Below are 11995 nucleotides of genomic sequence, written 5' to 3'. Positions count from 1 at the left end.
CGTCGGAAATAAATATCGATTGATTACCTGAGCCAGGCTTGCTGCCTGGCTTTTTGGTGTTTTAGAGGAGGAGGATTTGAATTCGCCGATATATGCGCAGATTCGCCGATAAACATTTTAATTCCCCGATAAAGTCCATTTATCGCTAGTCCCCTACTCTAGAGAACGATTGCATCGCTGGTGAACGGCCATTTTTTCAAAAAGTCACAGCATTCGAGGTGCAGTTATAGAATATTTAGCCTTATTTCCATCATAATTTTGCAGGTTCGATGATAAATTGGTTGTAAATGTCAGGCTAATTGGTGGGAAGACGTTTGAGGTATGTGTTTGATCAAGGGGAAATTCTAGATGAATCAAAGGTTTCAGTAAGTATAAGAAATAAAGCGTTAAATTATGGATTAGGCTGCTTCGAGGGAATTAGAGCTTTTTGGAACGACAGTCAAAATCAATTGTATATTTTCCGGATCTATGACCATTATAAACGATTCCATGAATCTGGTAATGCCCTTCATATCCCCATTCCCTATACATCCATGAAATTAATTCCTTGGACCTTGCAATTATTAAGAAAAAATAACGTCAGGGAAGATGTGTATATACGGCCCATTTGTTTTAAAGGGGCAAATACGCTCCGTCCAAATTTACTTGACCAATATAATCGGGTCAGTATTTATTGCACACAGTTAACGTATATGCCCAAGCCAGCTATAAAGGTTTGTGTTTCTTCCTGGACTCGATCAGGTAATAATATGATTCCACCTCAGGCAAAGTCAACGGGAAACTATTTAAATTCTGGATTAGCTTCTTCTGAAGCACGTTTAAATGGATTTGATGAAGCTATTTTTATAACGGATCGAGGGAATGTAAGTGAGGGAACAGGCGAAAATATTTTTATTGTAAAAAATAATAAATTGATTACCCCGCCCCTATCCGATCATCTACTTGCAGGGATTACGCGTGATACGGTCATGCAAATCGCAAAAAACGAATTACAATTGCCTGTACTGGAACAAAGCATAGCAAGAACGGAATTATACTCTGCTGATGAAGTATTTTTTACTGGCACAGCTATAGGGATTAAAGCAATCATCAATATTGATCATCGGATGATTGGAAACGGCAGTGAAGGGACGATTACTAGAAATATCCGCTTTCTTTATGAAAATATTGCTAGAGGAAATAACCCTAAATATTTTGGTTTTTGTACACCGGTGTATTAGGGGAATGAAGTTTAATCGCCCACAAAAAGGACTGCTTGGAACAGCCCCTATTCCTCCATTTCCTTTGCTATCCCTTTGAAAAACCATACACAAAACCATCTGGAAAGCATAAAGGAGATAAACAGGGAAATCCATGTCAAATACCAGGACCAGTGCAGGTACTCTATTAAATCTGTATACTTTTCAATAATCACTTCAAGAATCGTTAAAATCGTACAGAACGAAGCAAAGTACAAGAACTTCATCATTTTGCTGCGGGCATGAGGATAATAGGCATTAACAACACCGCAAAGAACGGTAAATGACAGAAACTCAAAGGTAAGGCTGGTGTAATTAATAGTCGGTAAGTCGCGGACTGGATAGGCTATCAGCCCATACTCCACAACCACTAAACCAAGGATCCAGGTAATCACTTGCGTAAATAAAAAAGCGACAATGGCTATTCGTCTCTTCCTTTTGGGGATTATGAATACCAACCCCAACGTGATCAGCCAAACCACAAATAAATTCATCCACTCTAATCTCATTGTGTTGCACCCTTATCGTTTTGGAACATGGCTTTGTCTTTGAAAAACCATCGATATAGTAGATTGGAGACGGCAAACATCCAAAAAAAGTTAAGCCATGACCAATACCACGTATAATGCTGGAATTTTAATAAATGGGTATATTTTTCCAACAGTTTTATGATTACAACCACACCCGTAACCCAAACTGATAAATAAAGGAGACGCACTTTGTAATTTCTTTTTGGCTCATAGATGCTATAAAAACCGCATATGAGTGGAAAGAAGAAATAATTCAATGCCAATAGTAAATGAGTGGCTTTTGGAAATTCGCGAATGGGATAAGAAATACGGTCAAAGTAAACAAGCAGCACGGCAGACAGCCAGGTAAAGGTTTGGCAAATCATAAAAGCGATTAGGAATCTCCGCAGGCGATTTTTTGGAACGAACAGCATAGATGCCAAAAGACCGATCACCCACAATAGTATTAATACCAAAATATCAACCGTCATATCATGTATACCTTTCTGGAGGTTTTGCTACTATTCTTCCCTAACACACGAAAAAAAGCCCGAAGGTTTCCATAACGGATTCTCTTCAGAGGAAACAACTATCTTAAAAGTCACACCAAGGTTGATATAATTGCAAATAAAAGGGAGCACTTCACCTTGTGCTCCCTTTTAGCAATAATTGACCGCCAACTTTAAAAGGTTGTAGAACTGGATACTGAGAAAAAGGCAGCCAAACCCAGCACCATTAAAATTTGCAAAATAATTCCAACAATACTGCAAATTAAACCTGCGGTTGCTAATCCTCTGCCCTTTTCACTTGTTTTATTAATTTGTTTTACTGCTATTCTTGAAAATACTATTCCAATAATGCCTAATATTAAACCAATGAAAGGAATAAATAATGATAAAATACCGACTATTAAAGAAATGATTGAACTAGTGTTTGTTTGGTTTTTTTCAGACATTCTCTATCCCCCTTTTTTGATAATATTACCATTTCTATTCCCCTAAGATATTAATTATCCTTTATTTCAATAAAAAATGACCTACCTAAAAATGCGAGTAGGTCGAGATGATAAAGCAGAATATGCTTATTCAGTTGCTTCTTCACGATGCTGTCGCGCACTTTGATGCCTTGCTGTCCGCCAGCTTCATCATTATCATTGCCGGCAATCCCGCTTCTGCCGTTGCCATCGGCGAAATTGGAATCGGTATTAGCCGATGCGCTGTGATCAATCGCATTTTGCCCGCCTTGATTGGCGTTCGTGCCTACATGCTTGTTAATTTGCCCGCCGCCCTCTGCTCGCTGTTCGATATGATTTTCAGTATTTCCGATATTAAACGTGTAATTGATGTTGATATTGATTTTGCAGCAGTCACATTTGTGTTCAGGCTCGTGGGCGATTTCTTCTTCTTCCTTTTTATCTTTTTTGCTATTCGACATGGATAAATCCCCCTTTCTTATACTGATACTATCAATATATGGCTGTAGCTAGGTTTCGAATGGACAAGTTCAATGCAAAGGAGTTTTTTTATGGAGATCCATTACCGTTTAACCGAAGAGGACTATTTGAACTTCAATATGTTTCATGTAAAAAATTCCAAAGCCGCGATGCGTTCCTTGAATATTCAGCGGTTTTTGCTGCCAATTATGTTTATTTTTGCGGCCTATCTGGCGTCTCAGTTTGGCGACATACCCTTTGTAACGGCGTTTGTTATTTATTTTATTTTGGCGGTTTTGTGGATTGTTTTTTATCCAAAGTATTTCTATCGTCATGTTAAGCGGATGACAAAGAGAATGATGAATGAGGGTAAGAATGAGGGCTTGCTGGGTAATCATGTGCTACGAATGACGGATGAGGGAATTTTGGATTCTAGCGCAAATGGCGAAACTAGGGTGACCTGGGCTGGGATTGTGGAGATGAAAGAGGATCAAAATAATATCTATCTCTATAACAGCGGAGTTAGTGCTTGTATTCTTCCGAAAAGAGAGTTGCATGACGTTGATAGTGTGCGGAATTATCTTGTTGAGAGGATTAAATAGAGTTTTTAGCGATGTAAAAATACACTTTTTCAATCGTTGTATTGATTTATCAGCGGATTTTGAAGGTTTATCAACGAATCTCGTGAGTTTATCAGCGAATTTTTCATTTTATCAGCGAATCGTTAAATAGGCAAAGCTGCCAACAATATCAAATTGACAATTAATTTACAATTGCTTTATATATTTTTTACAAAAAAGGTGTACACTTATATTATAAAACCAAAAGAGGTGGTCACCATGATGATAATCGAAATGCTTATTCGTCTTACTATTACGACTACATTTCTCACCCTGGTTTGCCCTTAATGCCTCTTAATGAAGGCTTTTTTTTTGCAAAAAAATATCCGGCACAAGGCCGGATGCGCAACAAATATTTTTATAAGGGGGTCAAAGAGAGAGTTGATTAAGCTGTTCTCTTCATGTACTTATAATACCCCCTAGATATGAACAAACTATGAACAAATCTTTAAGGTTATTTAAAAATTATTTAAAAGTATTAAAGCAGTAGAATTCACAACTGAGATCCACTACTTTTAGTATGATTGACTTGCAATCCTTCATTGAATTAGGACTTCCTTTCGACTAAATTCCTTATATGCTATACTAATCAATCGTTTGATTAAAACGACTGAAAATGTTTCCCTATCTGAAATTTTGATGGAAGGCGGGTTTGAAAATTGTCGAAGTCCGCAAATGTATTTCGCAGGAAATATCCAATCTTTCAACAAAGTTGGACTGATTTCTCTTCAAATTACATCATTCTACCCCTTTCACTCTTATTCTTCACTATTCAATCGTTTGATTAAAAATCCCTTAAGCCAATCAAATCATAGAAAACTCCATTAAACGCCTAAAAAGTATGTCGAATTTGTCCATTTTCAAATCTGTATTTATCTTTACATTTAACACATTCTATTAATAGAGGTGAATTTTATGCGCGAAGACCATAAACGATCAAGGAACTCCACTAGTTATGAGGATGGCAATCTTTATTTAGATACTAGTAATAATCCGTCCATTCAGGCCAATTTTGCTGGCGGAAGTCCTTTTTTAGATTTAAGTGAGGATGATTCCCCAAGGACGAATTCTGATGGCGGGAGTTCTTATTTAAATACAATTGAGGACTAATTATACCATTAAAAAATTAACTCCCCTCAGAGGCTGAAGGGAGTTTAACCTTTATTTACAGTCGCATAGCCTGTCTGCAGGACATTTTTCTCTCGGATAAGCTAAACATACTCTCGCATAAACTATATTTACTCTCAGTAAGCTATACCTCCTCTCGCATAAGCCACTTTTACTCTCATTACTGCCTTACCGGAAGGCAAATTTCCCAATACCCGCTCTCTCCCTCATTTAATTTCCAATTCTTGCATAAAGCGGTAAGTAACGAGACAAATTAAAACTATGACAACACACCAAAAAGGGCGCAGACAGAGAGCATATCTCGGCACGTTACATCTGAATCTTTTACATTTCACGAATCCATGGGTTACTGTTGCCTGGGCATGGTTTATGCCAGGATTTGGCCATCTCTTATTAGGCCAGTATATTTTAGGCTGGATTTTGTTTGTCTGGGAAGTTGTCCTCAATGTACAAACACAATTCAACGTTGCCATTATTTATACTTTCATCGGACGATTTGATGAGGCTGTACAGATCCTAAAACAAGAGGATGGTTATTGGCTTCTAACTTATGGAGCTGTATTTGTTTTTACCGTTTACAGCACCTATAAGATTGCAGTAGATAACAATTTACTTTATGAGCTTGCCCATAAAGATAATGCGCCCATTTCTATATTCAAAATAGACCAAATTCAATGGAATTCTCTATCAAAAAGAAGCCCGATTGTGGGAGCTTTATGGTCATTGTTCATCCCAGGTATAGGGGCAGTTTATACGCATCGGGTCTTAACGGCCATTTTTGAAGTTGTGTGGTGGAACGTCATCTTAATGAAGTCACATCTTCTTTCAAGTATACAATACACCTTAACTGGAAAATTTGATAAGGCTGTTTCCGTCCTTGATCCAGAATGGGCGTTATTTGTTCCCTCGATGATTAGTTTTACCGCTTACTTTACCTACGTGATTACCGTAGAACGAAATAAACTTTTTGATAAGGAACAATCAAACTATCTGTCGCAAAACTACCAACGTAACAAACGATTTCCATTACGGATAAAGGATGACCCCATAAAAATGCGATTTATAGCTTCCTTCAACCACTCAGAGCATTTGGAAAAGGCAATCACTGCATTAGAATCTCTCGGCGTGATGCAGGAAGACATTTTTGCTGCTCCACTTGATAAACGAAATGAAAAGTCGCAATGGTTCGATACTATTCATCGCTCGGATGGGAAAAGCCTGTTCGATGGCATCATGCTTCTTGGTGCGCTAGGCACTTTTTTCGGAACTGTTTACGGCTTTATCCTTCACTGGGGTCCAGTTGTTTGGGGAGTTGCCGGGTTTATAGCCGGATGCCTTTTAGGCTGCATAATCAAGGGCATTCCGATTTTACTTACAGCAAAAAAGAGAGAGAAAGTGCCCAAAACTGAGGTTGTGCTGATTGTGGATTGTGAAAATGATCTCGCTCGTAAAACCGAAGAAGTATTGTGGTCGAACCATGCCTTCGGACTTTCGCAAATTAGAAATTGACCAAAACTCCTCAGGATATCATTTGAGGAGTTTTTTCCACAAAGCTACTCTTTGAAAGCATCCGCCACTAAATTACTAGTTTCTCTTAAGTAGTAAAGATAGTTGTCCCCGCCATAGCTATCTTTTCCAAAAGAAAAGCTAACTGTTTAAACAGCTAGCATTTTATTATAACCCCGCACGGATCGGCCGCTTCCATCGTAAGCAGACCCTCTAACTCTACAAGTTTTACTTTTGTCTCTTCTCCTGGTTCAAACTCAATTGGTATTTCACCTAATAGATTTTGAAAAAGATGAGGGATTTCTTGCTCTCCTGTGATTAGTACCATTTTTCTGATTTTCCTGCCATCTAAAGATGGAACCGCATCTGCTCTCCGCTGCAGCTCAATTTTGAATCCAAAAGGGGTGTAAATAAAGGTGCGGCGCTCTCCTTCTTCCACTTTTAAAGAAAGGTTTTCGGCATTATTACAAATAGATTCATATTCTTCTTGTGAAACTAGAAAACCCAGATGGTCAAACTTGGACGACTTGCCGAATCCAAATGTAACATTGATGCTGTCTAATACCATTTCAATCGTACGGAATAGTGGAGGGCTGGGTTGGAAATCGTCCCAGGTTAATGGCGGATTAAACGTTTCGAATTGACCATTCTTTTTTCCAATTCGTAGCTTTACGGTGAATCCGAGGTTGGAATAAAAGTCTTCCATTTCTTTCGGCTGCGGCGTCCAATAATGATAATGAAATAATCTCATTTTGATTTTTTTAACACCCTAACTAATAGAAATCCTACACTAACGATCAAAGCTAATATTATTAGCGGTACTAATGTATTTGTAATCATATATCCGCCCCCTAAGATAAATTCATTCCCGCCTTCATTTTACCATAAAATACCATTTTGGGTTAGAATAAGTTGGAAAATAGGTTAATTGGGGTGTTGTTATGGAACACAAAGTTCTGCCAAAGAACGAATGGCTCGAAGCGAGGAAAGAACTGCTGCTGAAAGAAAAGGAATTCACTAAGATGCGGGACGAACTAACCCAGCTGAGACGGGATTTGCCGTGGGAGGTGGTCAGCAAGTCTTACACATTTGACGGTCCCAACGGTAAAATGTCGCTGGCAGACTTATTTGCCGGAAGAAGTCAACTGATTGTCTACCATTTCATGTTCGATCCTGGCTGGGATCAGGGCTGCAAACATTGTTCGTTTTGGGCCGATCACTACAGTGGGATGATTCCGCATTTAAATCACCGTGATGTTACCTTTGTCTGTCTTTCTCGTGCCCCTTTAGAAAAACTGGAAGCATTCAAACAGCGAATGGGCTGGACCTTCCCTTGGTTTTCATCGGGACAAACGGATTTTAATTATGACTTCCAAGCCTCTTTTACCAAGGAAGAAGTCGAGAAAAAACAAGCCTATTACAACTATACCCTTCAAAATCCGATGAGTACGGACAGAGAAGGCGTGAGCGTTTTTTACAAAGATGAAGAAGGAAATATATTTCATACTTACTCGACTTATGCCCGCGGCATTGACATGGTCAATATCACCTATCAGTTTCTCGATTTGGTGCCAAAAGGCCGGCAGGACGACCGTGGACTGCGGCATCGTGATCAATATGTTCCGAAAATATAAAACTGGTACCATTAAAAAAGTAATTTCTGGAACTTACAATATGGAAGGTTTTTTCATAAAATTCGATTATTAACTTAATTGGAGGATGCGACTTATGGAAAATACTTTTCAAATCACTTACAAAATTAACTCAGAAATCAGCCCTGAAGATATGTCAGCAGTTTTTAAAGCTTCAGGAATTAACCGCCCTTCTGATGACTTGCAACGACTGCAGCGGATGATTGAACATGCCGATATCATCATTACAGCCTCGGCAAATGAAAAAATAGTTGGAATTGCCAGGGCGCTGACGGATTTCAGCTACTCCTGCTATTTATCTGACTTAGCGGTGGACAAAGCGTATCAAAAAACGGGGATTGGTAAGGAACTGGTCCGATTAGTACAGGAACAAATCGGAGAAGAAGCAACTCTAATCTTACTGGCCTCCCCTGTTGCTATGGAGTACTATCCTAAAATTGGTTTTGAGAAAATAGAAAATGGGTTTAAAATTCTTCGAAAGAGGTAGGTTTCCGCTTTTTAAAGGGCAAAAAATTGATGGACTTAACAGTTTATCAGCGGATTTTCAACTTTTATCAGCGGATTTTAGACTTTTATCAACGAATCATGTTTTTAAAAAATAAGAAAGAGGAATTGCCGCCGCAATTCCTCTCTTCTCGCTTATCCGCGCTGTGTACTCCCTTTTAAAATCCGTCTATCTTTTACCACAATCACAAAAACCACCGCGAGCAGCCCTCCCGAAATCGCAAATACACTCCGCACTCCTAAGTAATCGGATATAAGCCCCATGATCAAGGAGCCAACACCGAAGGTACCTGTTGAAATGGTGCCAAATGACGTATACACCGTGGCCAATTGCTCTTTCGGAATACTCGTTTGGATGATGGTTTGCTGCGGAATATTTTTCAACTGCCCAAAAACGCCAATCAAAGCCGATAGCAACAAAGCGACCAAAGGAACACTGGTTAAACTGAAGAGAATCGTGAAAAAACAGTTCAATACAATGCCAACCGTAATAAATCGATACTGATTTCGTTCTAAAAACCGAGGAAACTTAACACACAGCAAACTTCCCAAAACCAATCCGATGAAAAAGGCACTGTTAATGAATCCCCACCACTGCTCCTGTGTATTCAATGCCTGCTTAACATAGACAATTAAGATGGCTGCAATCCAAACGGAGTTCGCCACCGTTTCCATGAACTCCATTTTCGCCAGCGTTTTTAAAACAGGCGTTACACGAATGGTCTGCCATCCTTGTGTAATTAAATCCCGCATCCTTTCTTGCCGTTCCGCTTTGTGGTTTACATTTTTCAATAAAGCTAAAATAAAGCTGGATAAAACAAATAACAAAGCCACAACCAAGATTAGTTGATTGGGACTAAACACAATCAATAACAGACTGCCAAAGAACCAAGTACCGATCTGAATCGATTGTGTAATGGTTTCCACTATTCCGTTCGCCTTGATAAGATGTTCTTTTTCCACATAATAAGGAATTAACGTCTGCCTAATGGGATTGGCACAGCCGTCCAGGAGTGCAATTCCCGCTATCATGAAAAAAACAAAATAATAATTGGTTAAGGCTAAGCCGCTCATCATAAAAGCACTTAAGCCAAACAAAATGACCGTTTTCCCTATTTGTGAACCGACCAACAGCTTTTTCAGATTCACCCTTCCAATCAGAATTGGTGTCAGGATGCTTGAAATAAACATGGCGAAGGTAATGGTAAACGGCACGATGGCCGAGGCTGCGGCAGATTTGGTTATTTCAAAAATAAAGCTAATCACAGCGACCACATATAACACATCCCCAACATTGGAGAGTGACTGGCCAACCATGAGGAAAAGAAAATCACGATTACGTTTCAAGATAATCCCCCATTTTTAAATTTTTTTTAAAATGAGGGGGAATTTAGATTGGATTTCTCAACATGTATCGTAGCTCCTTTTCAAAGAGGCAATTAGATAAAAACTTAGGGGGACCACTCGTTTTATCGTCATTGAGTCAAATTTTCTTTCTTAAATTATACTTCGTTTTTTTAGAAGGGATACATCTTTTTATAGATATCGACCACTCTTTAATTGGCGGATAATCTCTTTTAACTGTCGCATAGCAGCTCCTTATTGTCGGATAACCTCTTTTAATTGTCGCATAGCTACTCCCAATTGGCGGATAACCTGTTTTAACTGTCGCATGCAAGCTGCTTACTGGCGGATACACTCATAACAACAAATATAGGTACTCACCCATATTCGCCAAAATGAATATCTTATGCTTAAAACAATATGGAGGAATCGGGATGGGATACTTTGTTACGGTTGAACCGGGTGTGAATTTATATGTTGAAGATATTAATCCCAGCGGCAGCAAGACCATCGTCTTTATCCATGGCTGGCCGCTCTCCCACAAACAGTTTGAATATCAGTTTGATGTTCTTCCTGCAATGGGCTACCGCTGTATTGGGATTGATTGGAGGGGCTTCGGGAAATCGGATAAACCCATCAGTGGTTACACTTTTAACAGACTGGCAGATGATATTCGTGCGGTTGTTGGTACATTGCAATTGCAAAATTTCACACTGGTTGGCCATTCTACAGGGGGAGCGATCGCGATTCGCTATATGACCCGCCACAACGGTTACGGGGTGTCCAAGCTCGTCCTTGTTGACGCTGCTGCTCCAACAGGCTTTACAAAGGAAACGGCCGATAAATTTCTCAAGGAAACCTTAAACGACCGTCCGAAGATGATGCAGGAAGTGACTGATAGCTTTTTCTTTCAGTATATAACACCAAGATTCTCAGACTGGTTTTTTCAAATGGGAATGCAGGCGGCTGGCTGGTCGACGGCGGCAGTGGTTGTTCTATTAAGAGATGAGACGCTTTTTGAAGATCTTCCTAAAATAAGTGCACCCACCTTAATTATTCACGGTGTTCATGATAAAGTGATTCCGTTCGCACAAGCACAGGAAATGGATCAGAAGATAAGGAATTCCCAGCTTGTCCGGTTTCAGTATAGTGGCCATGGCCCTTTCTGGGAAGAGCGTGATCGGTTTAATCAGGTTTTGGCACAATTTGTTTGATAAAGATTCAGCTGCCATTGGTGCAGCTTTTTTATTTTGCTTGTAGAAAGTGGATGGCTAATTTTTAGGTGAATTGGATGGTTATTAAACACTCCGGTTGCGTTATTATATAATTGTTATTAATTTATAACATTCATAAGAGGTGCAGTATGAAAATAATGTTTGGTTTGGTCATATTGATCTTAATTTTTTCAGTGTTCTCAACTCTAATACTTACGAAGAAGCCTGACGAAAATTATAGGGGTTCAACCAAAAGGAATACGACTAATTTAACGTTAATATATGTGGTTATTATTTTTATCGCTTTAGTTTCATTAGGGATTTACATTTGGTTGACTTAACGGAGATGATAAGTATGACATGGGCAGTGGTTTCGATTATTCTTATAAGTCTTGTTAAAATTTTGATGACCTGTCTTCCCAGCGGTGTTGTGAACTGGCTTATGAGCAAATTTCAAATTCATTCAAAGCTTAGCGCGGCGGATGTAACCATAACCTTTGATGGATATAACATAGAGGATGAAGACAAAACTCAAATTATCCATTCTTTTAATGAAGCTATATTTATGAAGCAGCAATATATCTATCCTGGTACCGAAGATTTGTATTTGAATCCAGAGAATGCGGATACTCCTTTGGTTATTGATACTAAGAGCGGCAAGTTATTTGTTTACACCTACGACGATCATGTTGATGTAGTCAAGCAGTCTAAGAAAAAGGTTATCGCGTACAGTCTGTTTTCTGATTATCTTCAAAAACGATCTCTGTTGCTAACTGGGGATGTATCTTAAAATCTTTGCAAACAAAAATGGACCTGCTCCTGACATTTGAGCGGGTCCATTTTTTGTT

Annotated in this window: 14 protein-coding genes; 8 read left to right on the top strand and 6 right to left on the bottom strand. The window is 39.0% G+C overall.

What is annotated here, in order from left to right:
* Positions 1-323 precede the first annotated feature (323 nt).
* Positions 324-1220, top strand: a complete 897-nt coding sequence (locus tag PH210_RS23620) for a branched-chain amino acid transaminase (protein WP_289988890.1) — start codon at positions 324-326, stop codon at positions 1218-1220.
* A 47-nt stretch (positions 1221-1267) separates the two neighbouring features.
* Here the strand turns inward: PH210_RS23620 and PH210_RS23615 are convergent, their stop codons facing one another.
* The 4 genes from PH210_RS23615 to PH210_RS23600 all read right to left on the bottom strand — a co-directional run bounded on the left by PH210_RS23615 (position 1268) and on the right by PH210_RS23600 (position 3181).
* Positions 1268-1747, bottom strand: coding sequence for a CBO0543 family protein (locus PH210_RS23615; protein WP_289988832.1), 480 nt, complete (start codon positions 1745-1747; stop codon positions 1268-1270).
* Positions 1744-2238, bottom strand: coding sequence for a CBO0543 family protein (locus PH210_RS23610; RefSeq protein WP_289988831.1), 495 nt, complete (start codon positions 2236-2238; stop codon positions 1744-1746). The genes PH210_RS23615 and PH210_RS23610 overlap by 4 nt, the downstream gene beginning before the upstream one ends.
* 191 nt (positions 2239-2429) lie before the next feature.
* Positions 2430-2702 (bottom strand): DUF4190 domain-containing protein, encoded by a 273-nt coding sequence (locus tag PH210_RS23605; protein ID WP_289988830.1) that lies wholly within the window; start codon positions 2700-2702, stop codon positions 2430-2432.
* A 50-nt stretch (positions 2703-2752) separates the two neighbouring features.
* Positions 2753-3181: a hypothetical protein gene (locus PH210_RS23600; protein ID WP_289988829.1), complete on the bottom strand. Its 429-nt coding sequence runs from the start codon at positions 3179-3181 to the stop codon at positions 2753-2755.
* A 90-nt stretch (positions 3182-3271) separates the two neighbouring features.
* Here PH210_RS23600 and PH210_RS23595 point away from each other — a divergent pair, with 90 nt between their 5' ends.
* The 3 genes from PH210_RS23595 (at position 3272) to PH210_RS23585 (ending at position 6436) form a co-directional block, all read left to right on the top strand.
* Positions 3272-3781 carry a YcxB family protein gene (locus PH210_RS23595; RefSeq protein ID WP_289988828.1) on the top strand — a complete coding sequence of 170 codons (510 nt, stop codon included), beginning with the start codon at positions 3272-3274 and terminating at the stop codon, positions 3779-3781.
* 933 nt (positions 3782-4714) lie between these two features.
* Entirely contained in the window at positions 4715-4909 is a 195-nt protein-coding gene (locus tag PH210_RS23590; protein ID WP_289988827.1) for a hypothetical protein, read from the top strand.
* Between the two features lie 279 nt (positions 4910-5188).
* Positions 5189-6436: an ABC transporter permease gene (locus tag PH210_RS23585; protein ID WP_289988826.1), complete on the top strand. Its 1248-nt coding sequence runs from the start codon at positions 5189-5191 to the stop codon at positions 6434-6436.
* Positions 6437-6590: 154 nt separating this feature from the next.
* Here PH210_RS23585 and PH210_RS23580 read toward each other — a convergent pair whose 3' ends face one another.
* Positions 6591-7184 (bottom strand): hypothetical protein, encoded by a 594-nt coding sequence (locus PH210_RS23580; RefSeq protein WP_289988825.1) that lies wholly within the window; start codon positions 7182-7184, stop codon positions 6591-6593.
* A 190-nt stretch (positions 7185-7374) separates the two neighbouring features.
* Here PH210_RS23580 and PH210_RS23575 point away from each other — a divergent pair, with 190 nt between their 5' ends.
* Positions 7375-8067, top strand: coding sequence for a DUF899 domain-containing protein (locus PH210_RS23575; protein WP_289988824.1), 693 nt, complete (start codon positions 7375-7377; stop codon positions 8065-8067).
* Positions 8068-8161: 94 nt separating this feature from the next.
* Complete coding sequence (locus PH210_RS23570) at positions 8162-8572, top strand: GNAT family N-acetyltransferase (protein WP_289988823.1); 411 nt, start codon at positions 8162-8164, stop codon at positions 8570-8572.
* Positions 8573-8724: 152 nt separating this feature from the next.
* On the opposite strand, the gene PH210_RS23565 is transcribed toward PH210_RS23570, so the two are convergent.
* Positions 8725-9936, bottom strand: a complete 1212-nt coding sequence (locus tag PH210_RS23565; protein WP_289988822.1) for an MFS transporter — start codon at positions 9934-9936, stop codon at positions 8725-8727.
* A 431-nt stretch (positions 9937-10367) separates the two neighbouring features.
* Between PH210_RS23565 and PH210_RS23560 the strand changes: the two genes are divergently transcribed.
* On the top strand, positions 10368-11147 hold the full coding sequence (locus PH210_RS23560) for an alpha/beta fold hydrolase (protein ID WP_289988821.1): 780 nt from the start codon (positions 10368-10370) through the stop codon (positions 11145-11147).
* A gap of 355 nt (positions 11148-11502) precedes the next feature.
* Positions 11503-11937 (top strand): YfmQ family protein, encoded by a 435-nt coding sequence (locus tag PH210_RS23555; protein WP_289988820.1) that lies wholly within the window; start codon positions 11503-11505, stop codon positions 11935-11937.
* Positions 11938-11995 lie beyond the last annotated feature (58 nt).

The sequence above is a fragment of the Paenibacillus sp. BSR1-1 genome, from assembly GCF_030403775.1.
Taxonomy (GTDB): Bacteria; Bacillota; Bacilli; order Bacillales; family Cytobacillaceae; genus Neobacillus.
The sequence above is the reverse complement of the archived record's forward strand: the minus strand, read 5'-3'. Positions and strand labels throughout refer to the sequence as shown.